This is a genomic window from Bacillus salipaludis, assembly GCF_004358205.1.
Map to the genome: position 1 here is coordinate 187,788 of NZ_SMYO01000004.1, position 23,072 is coordinate 210,859.

Consider the following 23,072-nt stretch of genomic DNA (forward strand, 5'->3'; position numbering starts at 1 on the left):
GATAGATAAATAACTCTTTCATAGGAGGTAACATAAATGAAAAAGGTACTAACATACGGAACTTTCGATTTACTACACTTCGGACACATTAATTTATTGAGCCGTGCAAAAGATCTAGGTGATCATTTAATTGTGGGCCTGTCAACAGATGAATTTAACAAAGGTAAAAACAAACAAGCATACCACAGCTATGAGAATAGAAAATTAATTTTAGAATCGATTCGTTTTGTTGATGAAGTGATTCCTGAAAACAACTGGGATCAAAAAATTAAAGACGTTATTAAGCATAATGTTGATATCTTCGTCATGGGCGACGATTGGAAGGGCAAATTTGATTTCCTTAAAGACTATTGTGAAGTAATATACTTACCAAGAACCATTGGTATTTCTACTTCACAAATAAAAAACGATTTAAACATGGTGAAAAATGGTTAGGGAACTAGCCATTTCTTTTTATTTGGTTGTCTTTAAGTGTGTATTTTCAGTTTTCAATCTGTTGCCGCTTAAAGACAAAACCACCTTTGTTATCAGCTTTGGTGATAACAGCCAATATGTCTTTGAGGAAATGCGTCGCCAAAATATTCAAAATGAAGTAGTTTTCTTGTGTAAAGGTAAAAGTATCGCCCGATTTAAGGGCTATAATGATGTTGCCCGTGTTCCATTTGAAACCTACAATTTTTTGCAATGGTGTAAGTCTGTTTATCATTTAGCGACATCCCGACATATTTTTATAGATAACTATTTTGGCTTTCTTGCGTCTGTAAAATTTAAGGAAGAGGTTACTTGTATTCAGCTATGGCATGCATCTGGTGCGATTAAAAAATTTGGCCTTGAGGATGGGTCTGTTAAAAACAGAAGTAAACGAGCAAAACAACGTTTTTTACAGGTTTATCAGCAATTTGATAAAGTCGTTGTCGGTTCTGATGTCATGGCAGCTACTTTTATGAAATCCTTCAATCTTAAAAAAGAAAATATTTTAACCACTGGAGTTCCAAGAACAGATTTCTTTTTTAACGAAAAAGAGAAGCAAAAGGCGATTCAAAAGCTTACTCGTACGCATAGCGTCTTAAAGGATAAAAAAGTCATTCTTTATGCACCAACCTATCGTGACCATGAGTTGGAGAATTTCTCGCTTCAACTGAACGTAGAAAAGATGATCGAAGAACTTGGAAATGAGTACATTTTAGCCTTACGTTTACACCCTGCGATTAGAAACTCGGTTGATTTTTCTGCATTACAATCAGACTTTGTTGTTGATTTCTCCTCCAGTCAGTATGATATCAATGAGTTGCTTGTTTTGGCTGATTATTTGATTACAGACTATTCTTCGATCCCATTTGAATTTTCCTTATTACGAAAACCGATTATTTTTTTCGCTTATGATTTAGAAAAATATAAAAAGGACCGCGGTGTTTTAAACGGCTTTGAAGAAAATCTTCCTGGTCCGATTGTAAAAGACACAGATTCGATCATTGATTTGGTTCAAAATAACCGCTTCGATCAAAAAGTTGTTGACCATTATGCTGAAAAATGGAACAAATACTCCAATGGCCGCTCAAGTCAGAATTTGATCCGTTATTTATTTGAAGAAAAAGGTGCGCAAATTCAACAACGAAGAGCACAATAAAAATAAAAACCAGCTTCGAGTCCAATTATTGCTCGAAGCTATGTGTTTTTATAATGCCCATTTGGGGAAATTAATGTATAATGAACAAGGTTATTATTGTTAAAGGAAGGACAAATTAAATGAAGTCGATGATTACTGTTATTAAGGAACAAATTAGCTCCTTATATCTGATTTTACGATTATCAGCATTTGAAATGAAAAGCGCCAACACTAATAATTATCTCGGAAGATTTTGGGAAGTTTTAAATCCATCGATTCAACTTGCCATTTATTGGTTTGTTTTTGGATTAGGAGTTCGAAAAGGTAAATATGTTGACATGGGTCATGGGATAGATGTTCCTTTTTTTATTTGGATGTTAACGGGGATGATTGTCTGGTTTTTTGTTAATCCTGCAATCTCAGCTTCTTCTCGTTCCATTTATACAAGAATCCAATTGATTTCGAAAATGAGCTTTCCGATGAGTGCCATTCCTTCATTTGTAATTATGGCAGGGTTTTATACCCATCTCATGTTGGTGGCGGTTGTAACAATCTTTTTACAATTTACTCCTTATAAAATATCTGTTTATTTTGTCCAGCTTCCCTATTTTATGCTGGCAACCTTAATCCTTTTATTGGCTCTTGGTTTAATTACATCCACGTTATCGACAATTGTAAGAGATGTGCAGCAAATTGTTCAGTCTATTTTAAAGATGATTCTTTATATCACACCGCTCCTTGTGCATTTTGATAGATTAGAGATAAAGGGAGTGGATTATGCATTTTTACTAAAATTAAATCCGCTTTATTACATTGTTGAAGGTTACAGGGCTTCCTTGCTTGGAACTGGTTGGTATGGAATTGAAAATCCTCAATACACGTTATATTTTTGGATTTTAGTTCTTGTACTGTTTCTTTTCGGTTCTGTATTGCATATTAAATTTAGAAACCGTTTTGTTGATTTCTTGTAATTATTAGGGGTGATCTCATGAGTGAAACGGTCATTGTGAAGGATGTTTATAAGAAGTATAAAATGCATAAGTCACCAAAGGAAAAACTTTTGGATGTAATCTTACCGGGCGGCTACGGGGAGGACTTTTACGCACTTCAGAATATCTCTTTCACAGCACATCAAGGTGATGTTATCGGTCTTGTTGGAGTGAATGGGTCAGGAAAATCCACCCTTTCAAATATCATTGCAGGTGTAATTCCACCAACTTCCGGTTCTATAACATCTCATGGAACAACCTCTATCATTGCTATTTCGTCTGGTCTTGATAATCAATTGACAGGCAGGGAAAATATTGAATTAAAATGTTTAATGCTCGGCTTTAATAAGAAAGAGATTCAAGAGCTGGAACCGCAAATTATCGAATTTGCGGACCTTGGGAAATTTATTGATCAGCCAGTAAAAAAATATTCAAGTGGGATGAAGTCCCGTCTCGGCTTTGCCGTCTCTGTTACAGTAAATCCGGATATACTCATTGTGGATGAGGCATTATCGGTAGGTGACCAGGCCTTTGCTGAAAAATCAAAGAATAAAATGTTTGAATTTAAGGAGCAAGGCAAGACGATTTTCTTTGTCAGCCACTCAATGAAACAAATAAAGGAATTCTGTGATAAATCGCTATGGCTGGAGTACGGAGAAATAAAGGATTTCGGTAATGTTAAAGAGGTTATTTCCGAATATGAAAAGTTTTTAAAGAAATATAAGGCCATGACTCCGGAGGAACAAAAAAAATTCCGTGCTAATGCGATTAGGAAACAAAGCGGTCTTGCGACAATATAAATTTTTAAAAAAACCTAAAGTGGTTAGCTGGAATTAGCTTCCGTTTTAGGTTTTTTTCTTTTTATGAATGTAAATATTAAATGTATTACTTATATGGAAAGGGGCCGTTGAATATCAATCGTAGTCGAAAAACGTCTATGGTTTATCTGGTTTTGTTTATTTATATTGTTTTACAGCCCATCCTTGATCTCTTAACATCGTTATCGCTTCGGCTGCGGGGACAGGATTTTACCACGGGATTATTAATTCGTTTGGCTTTTCTTGTATTTATGGGGTTGTATGCAATGTTTTTTTCGAAAAGGGTGAGAAATTACTTCCTGTTGCTGGCTGGATTCTTCATTATTCATTTACTTATCAATCAGCACATGAAGCCCATCTTTTCGGTTTCAGTTGAAGTTAAATACATAGTCAAACTTGTTTATTTTAATGTGGCACTACTCTTTTCTTTTGTTCTTTTTAGTCGGGAAGGAGGAATCCGAAGGCATAAGACGATTGATGCTATTGTGATCGCGATAACATTGATGGGCATAATCATGATTGTTTCCGGCCTAACCGGTACCGCGTTTAACAGCTATTCATGGGGAAAAGAAGGGCATGTGGGCTGGTTTTATGCCGGGAATGAAATCGGAGCGATCTTGGCGATGGGTTTTCCAGTAGTGGTGTTGACTGCCCTCCAAAAAACAAACTGGGCCTGGATTTCGGTGTTGCTTGTCATATACTCATTGTTTGCCTTAGGGACGAAGGTTGGTTTTGGAGCAATCGTCATCGTCTTGCTTTTGGCGTTGTTGATATCCCTGTTTGGAGTAGTCAAAAATCGTTCCGGTTGGATACGGCCAATTTTGCTCATGCTACTCTTCGCTGGAACCTCTTGTTATTTTCCGTTTTCCTCCATCGCTAGAAATATGAATATGCATTTGAATTTGGTTGAATCGAATCAATCGCAGGATGAGGTTAAAACAGAGACTCCTGGAACCGCAGGGACCCCCGTTGTCCAGATGGAAAATTTGGTGCTAAGCGGGCGGGAACATTTCCTATCCATACAGAAACAATACTTTAGCGAAGCTCCCATTACGCAAAAGCTGTTTGGAATGGGGTATGGGGGAAATTATCCGCAACAACCAAAGCTGATTGAAATGGACTTCTATGATGTGTTTTATTCGTTGGGATTGTTCGGGTTTATTTTATACTTTATTCCGCTTGCTTGGATCCTGGTGCAAACGGTACGGTATGCACTGCGTTATCTTCCGGAAAGCTGTACGATAAGAAATGTATTAATCGCAGCAGGAGCCGTTCTGGGATTAGGGATTGCTTTTACCGCGGGACACGTTTTAACGGCCCCGGGGGTAAGTATCTATTTAGGACTGCTGCTGGCTTATTTAATGACGATTCTTAAGGACCAGAGCGGAGAGAAGGGATTGTAAGGGAACCTGCATTGGAGCGGATTCCCTTTATTTTTGTTTTCTCCTTTTTACAATGGCAATCACTCCGAGAATTTCTTGCGATTTTAGAAGAAGCGCAAAGGCTGTAAATATAGCAAATGTAATCATTGTAACGAGAACTAGATGGAGAATTGGATTTGTTATCGGTAGTATAAACCCTGATAGCCTTGAAGCCATAAAGACAATCCCAAAAAGGATGAGTAATTTCCCCATGCCATTCCTAAAGGATAACTTTGCGGTTTTTTCAATTGGGACATGCCTAGAAAGACTGAAAAATAATAATAATGTTTGAAACAGCATGGCAATTGCGGTGGCAAGAGCAATCCCGCCAACGCCAATAAAATGAGCCAAAATAATGCTCAAAACGATGTTTAATGCAACGGAAAGGATACTGCATGTCATCGTCACCTTTGTTTCTTTTAAGGCGACAAAACAGCGGTTCAAATACTCCTTTAATGCCATAAAGATCATTCCAAAGGTATAAAAGAAAAAAGCTTGTTTTGTCATCATTGCGGCTGTATCATCAAAAGCCCCCCGCTTAAATGCCAGTTCCACTAGGATTTTGCTCTCGACAAGCATCACAACAGCAATTGGAATTGCGGCAAAGGTAATGATTGAAATTCCTTTGAATACCCACTGTACAAACTCTCCCCCCTTTTTAACAGCCGAATCTACAACCGACGGAAAGATCACGGTAATCAGGGATAATAGGAGAATACTAAGGGGCAGGTACATTAATTTATTGGCGTAATTTAATGCCGAAACGCTGCCCTCCGGAAGCCGGGATGCAACCATTCGGTCTACCACTGCATTTATTTGATAGGCCCCAGAGGCAATGATAATAGGTGAAAATAATTTAAGTGTATTAAAGATTTGTTTCTGATAGGTTTTAAAGGCGAAATTAACGTAAAAAACTTGATATTTTTTTATAAAAGGAAAAAGAATGAAAAATTGACTGACCGCACCAAGAAGCGTTGCAACCGCGACACCGTAAATCCCATAATGTTTGGTTAAAAATATGATTGTAATGATTACAAATAAATTTTGTGGTATCGCAATAAACGCTGGTGGTGCAAAGACTTTTTCATATTCAAGGATCCCGGTCATGATCGCCGATAGGACAAAGAAACAAAAGCTCGGCAGCATAATCATTGTTAGTTGGATGGTAAGTTCAGCTTGTTGGATGCTAAAGCCTGGCGCAATCATTTTTGTCATAAAGGGTGTCACTAAATAAAATACGAACGTTAGAAAAACGGACAAGGTGATAAACAGTGTTGCCAAGACGCTAATGATGTTGCTAGCTTCCCTCTTGCCTTTTTCCTTTGCTTCAGCATAAATCGGTGCAATTCCGCTGGTAATCGCCATTCCGACAGCGGCAAACAGCAGGACAGGAATAATCGAGGCAACAAAAAAGGCGTCAGTAACAGTGGATGCGCCAAAATAAGCGGCCATCAATAGGTCGCGGCCGAACCCGAGTACCTTGCTGACAATCGCAATTAACGTTATAATTCCAACTGATTTAATCATTTTCATAAAAGTCACCGTCTTTGACTTGCCAAATGGTTCATTAGCCATTATGGTCAATATTGTAGCAGGATATATGTAAGGATATGAAAGAATGAGGATTCCATATGAAAAATAACGTTAATATATTGGGAATAAATTTTTTAAATAAAGGATTTAATGAAGTTGTTGAATTGCTTTCTGAGCGAATTGCTAAGGGCATTAAAACATTCGTCGTAACTGCAAATCCAGAGATTGTGATGTATGCAAGAGAAAACGATGAGTATCGGAAAATCGTCCAAGAGGCCGATTATATCGTTCCGGATGGGTCCGGTATTATTTTAGCTGCTAAAATCTTGAATACGCCGATTCAGGAACGGGTGACAGGCTATGATTTAACCGTACGGCTTTTGGATTTAGCGAATCAGAATCGATGGCGTATTTACCTATTGGGCGGCAAGGAGGAAACGAATAAGAAGGCAGTTGCTAATATCTGCGAGCAATATCCTCATTTAGTGATGGCCGGCTCCCATAATGGGTATTTTAAAGGGAAAGAGGACAAGATTGCTGACGAAATCAAAGCAGCCAATGTGGATATTGTATTCGTGGCATTAGGCTTTCCGCGGCAGGAAAAGTGGATTTCATCTCATTACGCGACATTTTCAAAGGGTATTTTTATGGGAGTTGGCGGCAGCATTGATGTCCTTGCAGGGGAGGTTAAGCGTGCCCCTGTTGTTTGGCAAAAGTTAAACCTGGAATGGTTTTACCGGCTCGCAAAACAGCCATCCCGTTGGAGAAGAATGCTTGCTTTACCAAGGTTTTTGGTGGAGATTTTGAAGGTGAAAAGGTAATTGGGGCTGGGAATGCATTTTACGACTAAGTTTATTATGAGTGCTGACAAAGGGCCCTACCAAAGGTGCTAGAAGGACAAAACCTGCTAGACCGACGAGGGAGCTGTCCTACCAAAGGTTCTGGAAGGACAAAACCAGTTTGACCAACGAGGAAGCCGTCTTACCAAACGTGCTGGAAGGACAAAACCAGCTAGACCGACGAGGGAGCTGTCCTACCAAAGGTTCTGGAAGGACAAAAGGATAACAAAGAAAAGCATACTGTTCTTTCGGCTCAATAGTAAAAAACCCTCTTTGAAACACCCGAATTTTAACGAACCTTAATGCCCTTTACCCCATTGGATAAATCTAACGTACATGATTTTCCGCCATTATGGTAATAAACAATAATAGATGAAACTTTTTATCGAAAAAAGTCGTCAATTTATTGAACCAGAAGGTGAGAAGGGTGAAGGTGCTTCATTTAAATGCCGGGGTGGAAACCGGCGGGGGAATGGTTCATATTCTTGATTTGCTTGAAAACAATCAAGAAACCGAAATCATTTTAGGACTTTTTGAAGAGGGTCCTATGTACGAGAAAGCAATCGATAAAGGAATTAAAGTTGTACTTTTTCACCAAAAATCAAAATGGGATCTTACGCTTCTAAAAAAAATCATATCGTTAATTGACCAAGAAATGATTGATATTGTTCACACCCATGGACCGCGGGCTAATTTTTACGGATGCTTTTTAAAAAGAAAAAGGCAAGCCTTACGTTGGATCACTACTCTCCATAGCAACCCACGACATGACTTTCTGGGCCGGGGATTGCAAGGTGTGATGTTTACCGCACTTCATTTATGGGCATTAAAAAAACCAGATCATTTTTTAGCCATTTCCGAACGATTCAAAAATTTATTAGTCGCTGAAGGTATTGATGAAAATAAAATTACCCCCATTTTTAATGGTATTGATTTTAAAAAAACCTTTTGGACAGAAAAGATCTCGCGTTTTGAATTAAACCTCGTGGACAATGACTTCTTAATCATTATGGTTGCTAGATTATGCCCGGTAAAAGGACATTCTACAGTGTTTCAGGTTATCAAGGAATTAAGCCTTCTGCATGACAATGTCAAATTGCTTGTTGTGGGTACAGGCAGCTTAGAAACAGAACTAAAACAGCTTGTTTCACGGCTGGGAATTGAGAACCATATTCTTTTTTTAGGCCAACGTCAGGATGTTCATGCTTTATACGAAATCTGTGATGTTAAATTACTTGCTTCCTTTAGTGAAAGCTTTCCACTTGTTTTGCTAGAGGCGGCTCGGGCTAAAAAACCCATTATCACCTCCGATGTAGGCGGTGTTCGTGAATTAATCCCTTCGAAAGAGTTTGGCTGGATTGTTCCGGTTAATCAAAAACAACCAATGCTCCATGCAATAAAAGAAGCCATTCATTTCCGTGAAAAGGGTAAGCTAAGAGAAATTGGTTTGAATCTTTACAACCATGCTTCCACACAATTCACCATTGAAAATTTTCGTAATAGCGTCCTTACTGTATATAAAAATCTTGGATAAAAAAAGAATCCATTATGGACCCTATGTTACAAAAATCGCTCAAAAAATTGGTTTTTTGACATTATTTTTACAATATGATTTTTTTAGACCAAACTAAAATCTATGTGCTATAATATACACGTTGTATCAAATAGAAAAATATGCCTTGGTTCTAAAATTCAGAAAGGGGCATTATATTCATAAGGAGGGTCTTTATGCTTTATTTGACCTTTTTATTATGTTTTTTATGCTCCATTCTTATCACACCGATTGTTAAAAAATTGGCCTTTAAGGTAGGAGCAACAGACAACCCGAACCAACGAAAAGTCCACCTGAAGATTATGCCGCGATTGGGCGGTTTGGCGATATATGTAAGCTTCATTCTTGGGCTTCTCCTCATGCATCCAGACAGTCAGTATCACGCAGCCATTGTGGTTGGGAGTGTGATCATATTAGCTGCTGGTATATTAGACGATATCTATGAATTATCAGCAAAAATAAAGTTTTTGTTACAAATTTCAGCAGCCCTCATTGTTGTTTATTGGGGCGGTGTCCATGTTGATTTTATTAACTTACCATTCGGCGGGAACTTATATTTTGGTGCCATGAGCGTACCGATTACCGTCATTTGGATTGTCGGTGTTACCAATGCAATCAATCTGATTGATGGACTTGATGGTTTAGCAGCTGGTGTTTCATCAATTGCATTAATCACGATTTCCGCAATGGCGATTGTCATGGGAGATCCGTACGTTATGACAATGGGTGCTATATTATTAGCAAGTACATTAGGATTTCTTATTTTCAATTTTCATCCCGCGAAGATTTTCATGGGAGATACAGGAGCTCTTTTCCTTGGGTATATGATCGCCGTTCTTTCCTTATTAGGTTTTAAAAACGTAGCGTTTATCTCCTTTGTTGTTCCTGTCATTATTTTAGGTGTTCCCATTTCGGATACATTCTTTGCAATTGTGCGTCGCCTTTACAATAAAAATCCGTTATCGGCTCCGGATAAATCCCATTTACATCATTGCTTACTTAAATTGGGCTTTACTCACCGACAAACGGTATTGTTGATTTATGCCATGAGTGCGATGTTCGGCTTAGCTGCAGTGATCTTTACGATGACAACAGTATGGGGATCAATTTTAATGCTGATTATCATTTTGTTGGCAATTGAATTGATTGTTGAAAGCATTGGCTTAATCAATGCAAATTATAAACCCTTACTCAAAATTGTCCAGGTATTAGCAAGAAATCGTCAATAATGAAAGGACCTTTGAGTGGGTCCTTTTTATTTTTGGATTATATCTTGTGCGATCTGATTGGAGTCATAGTATAAAAAAGGAGATATAGTCTATCGCCAATGAAGCTTAAGGAGACACTTTTTACGGACCAAGAGAAGGTTTTGTCGCCAATAGAGCTGATAGAGGAGACACTTTTTATGGTCAAGGAGAGTATATTGTCCCCAATGGAGCTGATAGGAGACACTTTTCAAGGAGGAAACAGAAGAATTTTCTTTAATAATATAAAGCGCACTTTTTTCTGAGAAAAGACCCCGGCTGATTTCTTCAGCCGGGGTCTTTTTATTATTGACTTGTTCCAGTCGAATCACTTTCACTTGAAGACGTAGTAGTTTTTCCTAATAGATGGTTTTTCAAGATTAACTTTGTTTCATCTAATGAGGCTTGATCTAATCGATAATAATAAATCCCACTAATCCGTGAATCTGAACCTTTTAAGGTAAGTGACTCAGTATCTAAACCGCCTGCTTTAATATAGTTTAGAAACGATATCATTTGATCAAATGTTAAATCCGTTGTCATATTTTTACCAACTGCATCGATTACCTTTGAATAACTGGTTACATTTTTAACAGAAGTTGCTTGTGAGAGAATCGACTTCATAATTTCCTGTTGTCGTTTTCCACGATAAATATCGCTGTCATAATGTCTTGTTCTTGCTAGAGCCAATGCTTGTTCCCCGTTAAGATGTTGCATTCCTTTTTGTAAGGTAATGGCACCCTTATGATCCTGAGAATCTTGTTCCGTAAAGGTATATGGAACATTAACATCAATTCCGCCTAGGGCATTAATGATATCCATAAACGCATTGAAATTCATTTTTACATAATAATTGATTGGCATATCAAGTAATTCTTCAACGGTATCAAGTGTAAGCTTTACCCCGCCATAGGCATGTGCATGAGTGATTTTTGTGTAGATATTCTTTTCTGGAATATAAACATAAGAATCACGCGGGATGCTTAGTAGCTTAATGGATTTATCTTTTTTGTTAAAAGTTGCTACCATCAAAGCATCCGAACGAGGGTTTCCTTCTTTCCGTTTACTGCTGTCATCGACTCCAATAAAAAGGATCGAAGTGTTTTCTACTGGCACATTTTTAAATACACGTTTTGATTCCCGATCAATCGGCTTATATGATTTATTCATTACCGATTCTGCTTTGTTATAAAGGAAAGTGGCATAAGCTGCACCGCCCAGTCCAATGACTAATATAGGTAATAAGATCCAGGCTAAAAGTCTTTTTCTTTTCTTCTTAGATTTTTTATTTATACGGTCTTGTCTATTTGCAGACATAGATGATCTCCTTTTCATTGTAAAATACTGTATGAAAACATACAGAACCATGATTAATTCTATAATATTTTAGGAGATTGGTAAAATGAAATTTTTTGTAAATCGTAAATTTAATGTTGTATATTGTTGGAATTTGTAAAAAGATGTACTTTAGATGAAAAAAGGCCAATCCAGCAATGGTCAGCCGTTTAAATATCTTCCTCCAGGTAAAGTATTTCCCCTTCACTAATTTTAGCTTGTCCATTGGTCATTTCTGTTATCCAAGTGCTGAATTGCTCAATTTCGCCTTCTTCAACAAAAACTTCAAAATCTACTGTATCTAAATAATGAATTTCTTTGAGCGTATAAACAGAAGAACGCAGTTCATTTTCCAATTTACCAAGCCATGTATAATCGACAGTAACATGGATGACTTTCATTAATTTCCGCTCAACCACACCAGTTGCTGCAATTCCTTCTGAAGTTGCTTTTCCATACGCACGAATCAGTCCGCCGGCTCCCAATTTAATTCCTCCAAAATAACGGGTGACGACAACCGCTGTATCCTTCAAATTCTTTTTCTTTAATACTTCGAGGATTGGAACACCAGCCGTGCCACTGGGTTCGCCATCATCATTGGCTTTTTGTATTTGATCGTTTTGGCCAATTAGATAGGCGGAACAATTATGAGTTGCATCCCAATGGTTTTTCTTAATCGTCTGAATAAAATCCTGTGCAGCTGCTTCCGTTTCAACTCTTTTTATATGGGCAATAAAACGGGATTTTTGAATAACAATTTCATGTTCTCCGGACTCTTTTACCGTATAGTAGCGGGATAGCATAGGTGAGCCTCCTTCAATTTTTCTGAAAAAATGACTTGTGTAATATAACTTTAATATATGTGTAACCTTAGCATGGTATAATAAGTCATGTTTGATAGTGTAAACCTGATTAGGGCTTATTTTTAATAGTAAAAAAGTTTTAGAAATAGTACACTTATTATACAACTTTTTTACGAAATTTGAGGGTTTAGTTATCTTTAAATTTCTATATTAATACAATCCAAGGTAAAATATGTTAAAAGGCCTTTGTTCTAAGGACAAATCGCAGGGTACACAAAGCTTCTTAATGGAGGCATTTTTATGAAGATAAAAAAAATTAATATGAAGTCGATTGATGAAATTCGTGAAAAAATGATTGAAACCGTTACTTCCAGTAAAACGGATATATTTCAAATTGAAGAGCAGTGCCGCCAGGATTACGACAGCATGAGGAATGAGCTCCAAGCCATTAAGCATATGGTGGAGAAGCTCTCGGGTGAAGGCGACTCCCTTGAGGAACAGGTTAGGCAGGCTCGTTCAAGGCTTTCTGAAGTGAGTATGAACATTAAACATTATTCGGAGGGCGAAGTCCGGGAGGCGTACGAAAAAGCGCACCAGCTTCAAATGGACCTCACTATTAATTGGCAATACAAGAAGCAGCTTTTGGATAAACGAGATGATCTTGAACGGAGACTGCTGGCACTGGATGATACCATTGACCGAGCCGAGCATCTGATATCGCAAATCTCCGTTGTCATGAATTATTTAATGAGTGAAATGGGCGTTGCGCTCGAGGATGCGAAAGCGAAGCAGGACTTTGGCTTAAAAATTATTGAGGCTCAGGAAGAAGAGCGGAAGAGGATGTCACGGGAAATCCATGATGGTCCCGCGCAAATGCTTGCCAATGTGATTATGCGCTCAGATTTAATTGAGCGTGTGTATCGGGAGAGCGGACCCGAGGATGCTTTTTCAGAGATTCATAGTTTTAAAAAAATGGTCCGTTCAGCACTTTACGAGGTTCGCAGGATTATTTACGACCTTCGTCCTATGGCGCTGGATGATTTAGGATTAGTTCCTACCCTCAGAAAATACCTGCTTACCATCGAAGAATATCATAATCACTCCAAAATTCATTTTGTGAATATTGGACTAGAACACCGTCTTCCAGCTAAGTACGAGGTCGCATTATTCCGAATGATCCAAGAGTCAGTGCAGAATGCTTTAAAACACGCCAATGCCTGCGAAATAAAAGTAAAATTAGAAATGACTCAGACATCTATTACAGTACTCATTAAGGACAATGGTGCTGGATTTGATACGAGTCAGAAGAAACCTGAATCCTTTGGGATTATGGGCATGAAGGAACGGGTCGACCTGCTGGATGGCGAAATTATGATTGAATCAAAAATTGGTAAGGGAACTGCTGTTACCATTCATGTTCCGCTGCCTGAATAGGAATCAATTAACCAGAACTTAAAGTGATTTAAACAACGAAATCTTATTACAAGGATTAGGGAGGCGAAGAAATTGACGACTAAAATTGCCATTATCGACGATCATCAATTGTTTAGAGAAGGAGTAAAAAGGATTCTCGAATTCGAAAAAACGTTCCAGGTTGTGGCCGAAGGGGATGACGGCAGCGAAGCGGTTCGTATCGTCCAAGAATTCACTCCAGATGTGGTCATCATGGATATAAATATGCCACAAAAGAACGGAGTAGAAGCAACCAAGGAGCTTGTAGAAAAATTCCCGGAGACAAAGGTCATTATTTTATCGATTCATGACGATGAAAATTATGTTACACATGCACTTCAAACTGGTGCGCAAGGGTATCTTTTAAAGGAAATGGATGCCGATGCCCTCATCGATGCAGTTCGCGTCGTTGCTGACGGTGGCTCCTATTTACATCCAAAGGTTACGCATAATCTAGTGAATGAATACCGCCGTTTAACAGCGGGAAAAGTATTTGGAGGCTCATACGTTCAAACGGTAGAAATCCGCCGGCCGCTTCATTTGTTAACGCGCCGTGAATGTGAAGTACTGCAAATGCTTGCTGATGGAAAAAGTAACCGTGGAATCGGGGAAGCCCTTTTCATCAGTGAAAAAACTGTTAAAAACCATGTCAGCAATATCCTGCAAAAAATGAATGTAAACGACCGTACACAGGCCGTTGTCGTTGCAATTAAAAATGGCTGGGTAGAAGTTCGTTAACGCATAGATGCGTTAAAATACTTTTGGAGAGAACACGCTTTCGGGCGTGTTCTTTTTATGTTTTGATAAATTAATGCAAAATAACCGGATTTCGGATAAAATGGAAAAACAATAGTCTAGACAAGGATGGTATTTTGTTATGAAAACAGCAGTTGTCACGGATAGTACTGCATACATCCCGAAGGAATTACGTGATAAATGGAATATACATATGGTCCCGTTAAATGTTATTTTCGGAAATGAGGCTTACCGGGAAGAGGTTGACATATCCGCAGAGGCATTCTACCAAGAGGTAAAGGAAAAAGGTTTGCCAACTACTTCACAACCGCCAGTCGGCCAGTTTGTTGAGCTATTTGAGCAATTAGCGAAGGAGTATGATGCGGTCATCAGCATCCATCTTTCAAGTGGCATTAGCGGAACCATCCAGGGGGCTGTCACGGCAGGAACGATGGTAGACGGGATTAGGGTCTATCCGTTTGATTCAGAGATCAGCTGTATGGTTCAAGGCTTTTATGCGATTGAAGCTGCGGAAATGGCGTCAAAAGGTGCTGATGCGGATACAATCATGGAGCGCCTTGAAGAGCTGAAGCAATCAGCCAGGGCTTATTTTATGGTCGATGATCTTTCCCATTTGCAGCGAGGGGGACGCCTTTCAAGCGCTCAAGCCTTTATCGGCAGCCTGCTCCAAGTGAAGCCGCTGCTCCATTTTGAAAATAAGGTTATTGTGCCTTTTGAAAAAATCCGTACACGCAAAAAAGCGATGAAGCGGATTGCTGACTTGCTGGGGGAGGATGCGGCCACTGGTGCATCCTATTGGGCTGTCATTATCCATGCTAACCGCGAAGCGGAAGCACATGAGTGGAAAGCGGAGTTATCAGCGATGTATCCGAATGTTGAATTTTTAATTGGCTATTTTGGAGCTGTAATCGGAACCCATCTAGGCGAAGGTGCAATGGGGATGGGCTGGATGAGGAAGTAATTATTGAAAATCACTCCGGATGTATTTTCGGAGTGGTTTTTTGTTGACCTATTTTTAAAAGATATTTCGACATAAACAGGAATTTATCAGTTCCTGTCGAAATTTTAAAATAACCCTACAGATTTTTCCTCCATTAATCTTAACTACAATCTCCCAAAAAGAAGGTGCCCTCATGCGATTCGCATTGAAAAACAATATCCTCTGCCCGCAAAAGGAGGATTCCCTGCCGATTTCCCACATCCCCAACATCCCGCAGCCACCACCTAACCCAAACTTTCACTTTAACCCTGAACTGCAACTGCTTCTTACCGGCAAACAGCTTCTCACAGACGACATCCCATCGAAGGAATTTCAAGTTCACTATGAACAAGGCTATGTAACCTACCGTAAAGGAATTGATTACCTCGGAAAACAGCCGATTTGCGCTCGTTGCGGAAACAAGGACCCGCAATGGTTCGCCCGCTTTCCATGCGCACGATGCGGCGAAATATGCCTCTATTGTCGCCACTGTATTATGATGGGAAGAATAAGTGAATGCACCCCTCTTATCGGCTGGAATGGTCCCCCGCCGGAAATAAAACTCCCCGGAAAGATCATGGAATGGCAAGGGAAACTTTCATCTGGACAACAAGCTGCATCCGACAAGGTGGTTGAAGCAATTGAGCAAAATCATGAACTTTTGGTATGGGCAGTATGCGGGGCGGGGAAAACCGAAGTTTTGTTCCATGGGATCGAGACTGCACTAGCCTCACGAAAAAGAGTTTGCATTGCTACCCCAAGAACCGATGTAGTTCTCGAACTTACTCCACGTATTCAGGCTGCATTTCCTAGTATCCCTGTTGCCTCCCTCTATGGCGGGAGCAAGGACCGTCATCTTTACGCCCGCCTTACGATTGCGACCACACATCAGCTGCTAAGGTTCTACCATGCCTTTGATACCCTGATCCTTGATGAAGTGGATGCTTTTCCTTATACCGTAGAAGAGTCACTCCAGCATGCGGCTGTACTGGCAAGAAAACCGGTTTCAGCGATGATTTATTTAACCGCCACTCCTAATCAAAAATGGCAAAAAGAATGCCGGCAGGAAAAAAGAGCCTATACGACGATTCCAGCCCGATTCCATAGACATCCGCTTCCAGTCCCGCAATTTGTCTGGTGTGGGAATTGGCAAAAGAACCTCCATAATAACAAACTACCCGCAAATGTGCTTCAATGGATAAAAAATCGAATTGAAAGTAATAAACAATCACTCATATTTTTTCCGCATATTCCTTTGATGGAAAAAGCGCTTCCCATCCTACGTCAGTTTGCTCCAAAGATTGAAGCCGTCCATGCGGAAGACCCGGAACGAAAGGAAAAGGTACAAAAAATGCGGGCTAAGGAAATTCCATTACTTTTAACGACAACGATCCTTGAACGGGGCGTTACCTTTCCCAACATCGATGTCGCCGTTGTTGGTGCTGAGGATGATATTTTTTCTGAAAGCGCACTTGTCCAAATTGCTGGAAGGGCAGGAAGAAGCGCGGCCTTTCCAACAGGGGTGGTTACTTTTTTTCACTATGGTAAAACGGATGAGATGCTAAAAGCAAAGCAACAAATTGTTTTTATGAATCGGGAAGGAGTTAAAAAGGGACTAGTCGATTAAAAAGAGGTGAATTCCGATGATTCTTTTCCAACAGGAACGTTGTTATCTTTGCCATCAACCCATCCCTTCCATCATTGGATGGCGGGCGATTTTTTCGCCAGAAAAAGATCAATACCTGTGCCCTGTGTGTGAATGCAAACTTGAAAAAATAGCTGGGGAAACATGCAGAATTTGCTGCCGGCCATTCCGTCATTTAGACGAGAAATTTCGTCATGGGGACCTCTGTCATGATTGTTTGCGGTGGGAGCAGGACCCAGAGTGGCAAGGGCATCTCGATAAAAACACTTCATTATATCTTTACAATGATTTTTTAAAAGAAGTGATTGCTGTATTTAAATTTCGCGGTGATTATATCGTTGCGAAGGTATTTGCAGACCAAATTCATGAAGTGCTTCAAAGAATGAAAGCAGATGTGGTCGTACCAATTCCATTAAGCGAGGAGCGCCTCTACGAACGAGGTTTTAATCAAGCAGAGGCTCTTTTATTAGAGGCAGGTTGTACATCAACACCGCTGTTAACCAGGGTTCATTCTGAAAAACAATCAAAAAAAGCAGATCCGAACGTATTCATCTTCCACAAGTATTCGCAATTAACCCGCAAATTGATATCCAAGGAAAAAACATTGTATTAATCGATGATGTATACACAACCGGTTCAACCCTTAGACATGCTGCAAAGCTTATAAAAAAAGAAGGAGCAGCCGGTATTCAATCACTGACTCTTGGAAGATAGGAAGCCAAATAAAGGTGGCAAACATTGTATGCCGCCACCTCAAAACACTAATATTTCATTCTAAGCGCGTGCTGTGCATTGTGAACATCCTGCCCAAGCAAAGGACCTAAATCATATGAAGGATAATAGCCGTGTTTGTGCATGTAGTTATAGGCCCGTTCATGCCCGTGGATTGCAGCAATCAGCTGATTAGTAAAGGTTTTTCTTAACGCAGGTGTTGCCGTTTCCGTAATGGCGGCTGCCAGGCAGCGGACTAACTCTTTAGAGAGAGCCAGCAAATCGGCTGCAAAAAAGCTGACATCCTGACGGGCTTCTGCCTCTCTCCCCTGATATCCCGGTGCCGAAGGGTAAAATTGAAGCAGCTCATTTAAGTTTCCTTCAAGCTCCCCTATGCATGTTCTGTAAAGCTCTCTTAATTCCTGGTCTTCAACCTTTTTAAACGACATTTTTAGTTTCATTAAGCCAATGGATTGAAGCGCAACAATTTCGTGTAATTCCATTGTTTCATGCCATGCGAGTAATCTTCTTTCTTGCTGAGCCATATGGATGCCTCCAATCATTTTTTCATCCTTTGTAACCTATTCTATGGGCATATGAGTGGTAAATTGTCCTATATAATATTAAAATTTAGTTAAAATAAATTATCCATTTTACCCAGTTTTACCCACGTGCATTCCACTAAACACATGTTTGCTACTATATATGCATTGTTTTTGTCATGAAATCGACAAAATAATGTACTGTTTTAGCAGGATATTCATAGGGTAAAATAGAAATGTATTTACATAGTTTTAAAAAAAGGAGGAGTTCACTTATGAATTATAACGTTCGTGGTGAAAACATTGAGGTAACTCCAGCAATTCGCGAGTATATTGAAAAGAAAATTTCAAAATTAGAAAGGTATTTTACTGAAGCACCTGAAGCAAAGGTTAATGTTAACCTAAGGTTCAATCAAGATAAAACTTCCAAAGTAGAGGTTACTATTCCTCTTCCACATCTCGTCCTTCGTGCAGAAGAAACAAATGTAGATATGTATGCGGGGATTGACCTCATTTCTGACAAGCTTGAGCGTCAAATTCGCAAGCATAAAACAAAAGTGAACCGTAAATTCCGCGAAAAAGGCGATTTTCCAATCACCTTTGCAACTGCTGAAAATACAGAGTCTCACGATTTTGAGGATGACGAACTAGAATTGGTTCGTACAAAACGCTTTGACTTAAAACCGATGGACAGTGAAGAAGCGATCCTACAAATGAACATGCTTGGTCATAGCTTCTACGTGTTCACCAATGCAGATACGAACCGTACAAACGTTGTTTACAAACGTAAAGATGGTCGTTATGGCTTAATCGAAGCGCACTAATAAAAATAAAAATAAAAACGCAGCCCCGAATCTTTAGGCTGCGTTTTTATTTTTCAATATATCGCTTTCAGAATATTCAGTATAATAGAGTGAATAGAAGTAAAGAGGTGTTGGCAATGAACTTTGATTTTCATTATCATCCTTATCCATCTCAACGAACTACCGTTTTTGCAGGGCGTGGAATGGTCGCAACCTCCCAGCCTCTTGCCGCTCAAGCAGGACTCGATATCCTCAAAAAAGGTGGAAATGCCATTGATGCAGCAATTGCGACTGCAGCGGCATTAACCGTTTTAGAACCAACCTCTAACGGGATTGGCGGCGATGCATTTGCGCTCGTATGGACCAAGAATAAGCTGTACGGCTTAAATGCAAGCGGCCCGGCCCCGAAAACCTTGACCATCGATGCTTTAAAAGCGAGAGGCTATGACAAAATTCCTGCCTATGGGTGGGTGCCTGTTACCGTCCCCGGTGCTCCTTCCGGCTGGGCAGAACTTTCAAAGAAATTTGGCAGATTGTCTTTAAAGGAAGTTTTAAAGCCTGCGATTGATTATGCTGAAAATGGTTATCCGCTAACTCCAATTTTGGCGAAATACTGGGGCTATGCCTATAAACGCTACAGACAAATATTAACAGGAGGCGAGTTTAAGTCCTGGTTTGAAACCTTTGCCCCAAAGGGACGGGCACCAATGGTGGGGGAAATCTGGCATTCGGAAGGTCATGCTTCGTCATTACGTTCTATCGCCGATACAGACGGTGAAAGCTTTTATCGTGGCGAAATCGCGGAACAAATCGCCGCTTTTGCCGAACACTATAAAGGGTTCATTTCTCAGGAAGATCTTGCCGGTTACCGTGCAGAATGGGTAACCCCAATCATGGTTCATTACCGAGGTTACGATGTCTGGGAGATTCCGCCAAACGGACAGGGTCTTGTTGCCCTTCTCGCATTAAATATTGTCAAGGGCTTCAACTTCACCGAAAAGGAAACCGTCGATACATACCATAAACAAATCGAAGCGATGAAACTCGCCTTTACAGATGGAAAGGCACATATCACAGACCCTTCTTTTATGAAAATGAACCTAGCTGACGTTCTTTCCGACGAATACGGGTCCATCAGACGGAGTGAAATTGCTGCAGAGGCCTCTCTCCCACTCCCGTACAAGCCTCCTAGCGGGGGCACGGTCTATCTTGCCACAGCAGATGGTGAAGGAAACATGGTTTCCTTTATTCAGAGCAACTACATGGGCTTCGGCTCCGGGTTAGTGGTGCCAGGCACCGGAATTTCCCTGCAAAATCGCGGACATGATTTTTCGTTAGATTCGGCACACCCTAATGCGTTAATGCCAGGGAAAAGGACATTCCACACGATAATCCCTGGATTTTTGACAAAGGGAGGTCATGCTGTCGGGCCATTTGGCGTGATGGGCGGTTATATGCAGCCGCAGGGGCATCTGCAGGTTGTTATGAACACAATTGATTTCGGTCTAAATCCGCAGGCGGCGTTGGATGCTCCCCGTTGGCAGTGGATTGAGGGAAAAAAGGTTCAAGTTGAGCCGCATTTCCCGCAGCATCTTGCTCATGCGTTGGTAAGGAAGGGGCACCAAATCGAGGTGGTATTAGATGCAGGGGGATTTGGCCGCGGTCAAATCATCTGGCGCGATCCGGAAACCGGCGTGTTAATGGGCGGTACCGAGCCGCGAACAGACGGAGCAATTGCGGCCTGGTAGGAAGTGTATGCTTGGAGCCAGTTTGGGGAGATTTCAAGCTACATACTTGCTTGAAGCAAAGAGGCTGTCAAAAAGCTATGGTTTGCATAGTGAATGACAGCCTCCTTTTTGTAAATAGGTGTGGTATAGGATATGAACTTGGTATTTTTTTATGGTGTAATTGACACTGTTGATTTTTTAGGAGCATGGGCTGCCTCGATAAAGGATTTGCTTTCCCCACCATGACAGTTTGAACATGCCTTACTTTCTATATCTTTTTGGATTTCTTCCTTTGTACCTTCACTTATTATTTTATGACCGTGAATTGAATCATCTAATGCCTTACCCGTTACCCCAAAAATTGCAGTTTTGCTATTATGGCATTTCAAACAGAATTCGCGTTCACTGCTAGCACCCCAATCTCCAGATATAAAGGAGAAAGGTTCAGAATCTTGGTCTTCGTGACCTAATTTTGTTTTTAACAGCATGCGATTTGTGGATTTATGCGTATCATGACATTCCGAGCAAGGTAAGTATCCATTCAGTTGACTGCCGTCAATTGCAGTTATTTTGTGTTTAGAATCGCTATCCTGATAATATTGAAGAATATCCTTTGTTCTAACTTTTGTTTCTTTTTCGTTATTATGGCAGGTGAAACATAAGTCGAAATTATCTTTTTGCCCAACGGCTGAAAACCGTTGATAATGAGATATTTTATATGGATCTTTTTCAGAAGCTAATTGACTTGCTAGATTTTTATAATAGTTAGAGTTTAACTCATGACATTTCTCGCAAAGCTGATTATTGCTATCAATTTCTCCAACCTTTCCACCATCAACTTCATCTTTATCCTCGTGTTTATATACAAAATGGTCTTGTAATAAATTTGGATTCTCTTCACTCCAAGTAAGATGTGGATTATGACAGGCTGTGCACGTACCAGATTTCATTTCATGGTCGGTTATTTGCTGTGTTTCATGCTTTGACTTAATATCTGAACTAACGTTTTCAAAGACGGGCGCTGATGTACCATCGTGGCAGGCCATGCAATAACTATTTTCTAGGTTTTTCATATTTCTGTTTTTGGTCTCTAAGCTTTTGTTATCTCCGTAATGGGGGCTATGGCAAATGGAGCAGTTATTTACATTATTGGTGTAGTACCCATGGGGCTGCTCCGCCCAATCAGAAAGGTTCTTAAAATCACCGGAATTAGACTTATATTTCTGATCATATAAAAATAAATTATTAACCGTATTACTCACTGTTGTGAATTTCCTAACAATCGGAAATAGCGGTGTACCCTCGTCATCCACATAGGAGGAATTGTATAGAATATAATAAGTTGTACTTGGTGACAAGTCCTTCAATTTTAGCTCAATTTGGTTTTGGGTATTTATTGTTATGTCACCGGAAATTTGCTTCTGTTTATTAAAAACTGCAATTGGACTATATTGATTTGGATGGTCGAGAATTAGTTGATCCAAAGCATCATTATTACTGACCTCAGCAGTTATGGTCGGGTTCAACGAGATATGTGTTAAATCATCATTTTTCATGACATCAACCGGTTCTGTCACTTCTTCTATTTTTTCCTTTCCATCGACGAATTCTTTTTTCTGCGTAATAAAAGACATAATGGAAAGCGACTTTATATGAAGACGAGCATCTTTTATTGTGTATCTCTCTGATTCAATAGAGCTGTCGCTTGCTTTAATATAATAGGTGCCTGCTTTGTCCGTTAATACTTTTTTCATTGTCCAATTTCCATCTGTAGATGGGTGTATAGGAGAATTCAATTGTGGTTGATCTTTCGAATCAAATAATTTTATTGTGATATCTTCTAAGGGTGTCTGATTATCGGATACAGTCCCAGTAATCGTAGTTTCCTCTCCTTCTACTTTAACATTGTTAATTAAAATGGAAGGAGGGGAATTAGGGGGAGAATCTTCGGCATCAGTTTTAATAGGTAAGGTAAGGGAGTATATAAGGACTAAAATCATTATGTAAAGGATGTTTAATTGTTTATTGTTATTTAGAAATTTCATGATTGATCCATTCCTTTAGGCTGCAACATATATAAATTGTAGATTTTATTTATGTAAACAAATTAAGTAATTTTAATATAAAAATTTCGGGAATCTACATTATTATTATACTTTTATTGTTAATGTAAAAGGATAACAGAACTGTGAATAATGTTTGTCTCTTTTGTGAAGGGATAATTGACTTATTTGTGAACACCCACCTATAATTAAAATAAGAAAGCAACCTACTGAAGTAAGTTGCTTTCAAGTAAACTTATACTTGCCATATCGGG

20 protein-coding genes and 1 pseudogene are annotated in these 23,072 nt (G+C 39.6%); 16 read left to right on the top strand and 5 right to left on the bottom strand.

The window, feature by feature from the left end:
- Positions 1-36: 36 nt before the first annotated feature.
- The 5 genes and pseudogenes from tagD to E2K98_RS09030 all read left to right on the top strand — a co-directional run bounded on the left by tagD (position 37) and on the right by E2K98_RS09030 (position 4,816).
- A complete protein-coding gene (tagD, locus tag E2K98_RS09010; protein ID WP_133333922.1) occupies positions 37-435 on the top strand; it encodes a glycerol-3-phosphate cytidylyltransferase in 399 nt (132 codons plus the stop codon).
- Positions 428-1,627, top strand: coding sequence for a CDP-glycerol glycerophosphotransferase family protein (locus tag E2K98_RS09015; protein ID WP_133333923.1), 1,200 nt, complete (start codon positions 428-430; stop codon positions 1,625-1,627). Before tagD ends, E2K98_RS09015 begins: the two co-directional genes overlap by 8 nt.
- Before the next feature lie 119 nt (positions 1,628-1,746).
- Entirely contained in the window at positions 1,747-2,577 is an 831-nt protein-coding gene (locus E2K98_RS09020; protein WP_133333924.1) for an ABC transporter permease, read from the top strand.
- A gap of 17 nt (positions 2,578-2,594) precedes the next feature.
- Positions 2,595-3,380, top strand: a pseudogene (gene tagH / locus E2K98_RS09025) (teichoic acids export ABC transporter ATP-binding subunit TagH); the annotation flags it as partial.
- Positions 3,381-3,502: 122 nt separating this feature from the next.
- Positions 3,503-4,816: an O-antigen ligase family protein gene (locus E2K98_RS09030; protein WP_165976227.1), complete on the top strand. Its 1,314-nt coding sequence runs from the start codon at positions 3,503-3,505 to the stop codon at positions 4,814-4,816.
- Positions 4,817-4,843: 27 nt separating this feature from the next.
- Here E2K98_RS09030 and murJ read toward each other — a convergent pair whose 3' ends face one another.
- Positions 4,844-6,367 carry a murein biosynthesis integral membrane protein MurJ gene (gene murJ, locus E2K98_RS09035; protein WP_165976228.1) on the bottom strand — a complete coding sequence of 508 codons (1,524 nt, stop codon included), beginning with the start codon at positions 6,365-6,367 and terminating at the stop codon, positions 4,844-4,846.
- Positions 6,368-6,465: 98 nt separating this feature from the next.
- Here murJ and E2K98_RS09040 point away from each other — a divergent pair, with 98 nt between their 5' ends.
- From E2K98_RS09040 to E2K98_RS09050, 3 genes are all read left to right on the top strand, one after another.
- A complete protein-coding gene (locus E2K98_RS09040; protein ID WP_133333928.1) occupies positions 6,466-7,188 on the top strand; it encodes a WecB/TagA/CpsF family glycosyltransferase in 723 nt (240 codons plus the stop codon).
- Positions 7,189-7,633: 445 nt separating this feature from the next.
- Positions 7,634-8,740 carry a glycosyltransferase gene (locus tag E2K98_RS09045; RefSeq protein ID WP_133333929.1) on the top strand — a complete coding sequence of 369 codons (1,107 nt, stop codon included), beginning with the start codon at positions 7,634-7,636 and terminating at the stop codon, positions 8,738-8,740.
- A gap of 194 nt (positions 8,741-8,934) precedes the next feature.
- Positions 8,935-9,987, top strand: coding sequence for a glycosyltransferase family 4 protein (locus E2K98_RS09050; protein ID WP_133333930.1), 1,053 nt, complete (start codon positions 8,935-8,937; stop codon positions 9,985-9,987).
- Positions 9,988-10,308: 321 nt separating this feature from the next.
- Here E2K98_RS09050 and E2K98_RS09055 read toward each other — a convergent pair whose 3' ends face one another.
- Together E2K98_RS09055 and E2K98_RS09060 are read right to left on the bottom strand one after the other, a co-directional pair.
- The gene (locus E2K98_RS09055) at positions 10,309-11,319 is read right to left on the bottom strand and encodes an LCP family protein (protein ID WP_133333931.1); all 1,011 of its coding nucleotides are present in this window, start codon (positions 11,317-11,319) and stop codon (positions 10,309-10,311) included.
- A gap of 188 nt (positions 11,320-11,507) precedes the next feature.
- Entirely contained in the window at positions 11,508-12,140 is a 633-nt protein-coding gene (locus E2K98_RS09060) for a YigZ family protein (protein ID WP_133333932.1), read from the bottom strand.
- Between the two features lie 300 nt (positions 12,141-12,440).
- On the opposite strand from E2K98_RS09060, the gene E2K98_RS09065 reads away from it, so the two are divergent.
- The 6 genes from E2K98_RS09065 to E2K98_RS31630 all read left to right on the top strand — a co-directional run bounded on the left by E2K98_RS09065 (position 12,441) and on the right by E2K98_RS31630 (position 17,686).
- Positions 12,441-13,574 carry a sensor histidine kinase gene (locus E2K98_RS09065; RefSeq protein WP_133333933.1) on the top strand — a complete coding sequence of 378 codons (1,134 nt, stop codon included), beginning with the start codon at positions 12,441-12,443 and terminating at the stop codon, positions 13,572-13,574.
- Between the two features lie 72 nt (positions 13,575-13,646).
- Entirely contained in the window at positions 13,647-14,330 is a 684-nt protein-coding gene (locus E2K98_RS09070; RefSeq protein ID WP_133333934.1) for a response regulator transcription factor, read from the top strand.
- A gap of 139 nt (positions 14,331-14,469) precedes the next feature.
- Positions 14,470-15,309, top strand: a complete 840-nt coding sequence (locus E2K98_RS09075) for a DegV family protein (RefSeq protein WP_133333935.1) — start codon at positions 14,470-14,472, stop codon at positions 15,307-15,309.
- Between the two features lie 172 nt (positions 15,310-15,481).
- The gene (locus E2K98_RS09080) at positions 15,482-16,954 is read left to right on the top strand and encodes a DEAD/DEAH box helicase (RefSeq protein ID WP_133333936.1); all 1,473 of its coding nucleotides are present in this window, start codon (positions 15,482-15,484) and stop codon (positions 16,952-16,954) included.
- Positions 16,955-16,970: 16 nt separating this feature from the next.
- Positions 16,971-17,585, top strand: coding sequence for a ComF family protein (locus E2K98_RS09085; RefSeq protein ID WP_235824769.1), 615 nt, complete (start codon positions 16,971-16,973; stop codon positions 17,583-17,585).
- Positions 17,585-17,686, top strand: coding sequence for a hypothetical protein (locus E2K98_RS31630; RefSeq protein WP_235824780.1), 102 nt, complete (start codon positions 17,585-17,587; stop codon positions 17,684-17,686). The genes E2K98_RS09085 and E2K98_RS31630 overlap by 1 nt, the downstream gene beginning before the upstream one ends.
- Before the next feature lie 47 nt (positions 17,687-17,733).
- Here E2K98_RS31630 and E2K98_RS09090 read toward each other — a convergent pair whose 3' ends face one another.
- The gene (locus tag E2K98_RS09090; RefSeq protein WP_133333937.1) at positions 17,734-18,228 is read right to left on the bottom strand and encodes a spore coat protein; all 495 of its coding nucleotides are present in this window, start codon (positions 18,226-18,228) and stop codon (positions 17,734-17,736) included.
- A gap of 272 nt (positions 18,229-18,500) precedes the next feature.
- On the opposite strand from E2K98_RS09090, the gene hpf reads away from it, so the two are divergent.
- Complete coding sequence (gene hpf / locus E2K98_RS09095) at positions 18,501-19,049, top strand: ribosome hibernation-promoting factor, HPF/YfiA family (protein ID WP_133333938.1); 549 nt, start codon at positions 18,501-18,503, stop codon at positions 19,047-19,049.
- A 116-nt stretch (positions 19,050-19,165) separates the two neighbouring features.
- Complete coding sequence (locus E2K98_RS09100; protein ID WP_133333939.1) at positions 19,166-20,776, top strand: gamma-glutamyltransferase family protein; 1,611 nt, start codon at positions 19,166-19,168, stop codon at positions 20,774-20,776.
- A gap of 149 nt (positions 20,777-20,925) precedes the next feature.
- Here E2K98_RS09100 and E2K98_RS09105 read toward each other — a convergent pair whose 3' ends face one another.
- Positions 20,926-22,800 carry a cytochrome c3 family protein gene (locus E2K98_RS09105; RefSeq protein WP_133333940.1) on the bottom strand — a complete coding sequence of 625 codons (1,875 nt, stop codon included), beginning with the start codon at positions 22,798-22,800 and terminating at the stop codon, positions 20,926-20,928.
- Positions 22,801-23,072 lie beyond the last annotated feature (272 nt).

What these genes read in the sequence shown, in the direction of transcription:
- E2K98_RS09050 (WP_133333930.1), top strand. Translation starts at nt 8,935, where the DNA reads ATGCTTTATTTGACCTTTTTATTATGTTTTTTATGCTCCATTCTTATC.
- E2K98_RS09020 (WP_133333924.1), top strand. Translation starts at nt 1,747, where the DNA reads ATGAAGTCGATGATTACTGTTATTAAGGAACAAATTAGCTCCTTATAT.
- E2K98_RS09105 (WP_133333940.1), bottom strand. Translation starts at nt 22,800, where the DNA reads ATGAAATTTCTAAATAACAATAAACAATTAAACATCCTTTACATAATG.
- E2K98_RS09015 (WP_133333923.1), top strand. Translation starts at nt 428, where the DNA reads ATGGTTAGGGAACTAGCCATTTCTTTTTATTTGGTTGTCTTTAAGTGT.
- E2K98_RS09100 (WP_133333939.1), top strand. Translation starts at nt 19,166, where the DNA reads ATGAACTTTGATTTTCATTATCATCCTTATCCATCTCAACGAACTACC.
- murJ (WP_165976228.1), bottom strand. Translation starts at nt 6,367, where the DNA reads ATGAAAATGATTAAATCAGTTGGAATTATAACGTTAATTGCGATTGTC.
- E2K98_RS09065 (WP_133333933.1), top strand. Translation starts at nt 12,441, where the DNA reads ATGAAGATAAAAAAAATTAATATGAAGTCGATTGATGAAATTCGTGAA.
- E2K98_RS09080 (WP_133333936.1), top strand. Translation starts at nt 15,482, where the DNA reads ATGCGATTCGCATTGAAAAACAATATCCTCTGCCCGCAAAAGGAGGAT.
- tagD (WP_133333922.1), top strand. Translation starts at nt 37, where the DNA reads ATGAAAAAGGTACTAACATACGGAACTTTCGATTTACTACACTTCGGA.
- E2K98_RS09040 (WP_133333928.1), top strand. Translation starts at nt 6,466, where the DNA reads ATGAAAAATAACGTTAATATATTGGGAATAAATTTTTTAAATAAAGGA.
- E2K98_RS09090 (WP_133333937.1), bottom strand. Translation starts at nt 18,228, where the DNA reads ATGGCTCAGCAAGAAAGAAGATTACTCGCATGGCATGAAACAATGGAA.
- E2K98_RS09085 (WP_235824769.1), top strand. Translation starts at nt 16,971, where the DNA reads ATGATTCTTTTCCAACAGGAACGTTGTTATCTTTGCCATCAACCCATC.
- hpf (WP_133333938.1), top strand. Translation starts at nt 18,501, where the DNA reads ATGAATTATAACGTTCGTGGTGAAAACATTGAGGTAACTCCAGCAATT.
- E2K98_RS09060 (WP_133333932.1), bottom strand. Translation starts at nt 12,140, where the DNA reads ATGCTATCCCGCTACTATACGGTAAAAGAGTCCGGAGAACATGAAATT.
- E2K98_RS09075 (WP_133333935.1), top strand. Translation starts at nt 14,470, where the DNA reads ATGAAAACAGCAGTTGTCACGGATAGTACTGCATACATCCCGAAGGAA.
- E2K98_RS09055 (WP_133333931.1), bottom strand. Translation starts at nt 11,319, where the DNA reads ATGTCTGCAAATAGACAAGACCGTATAAATAAAAAATCTAAGAAGAAA.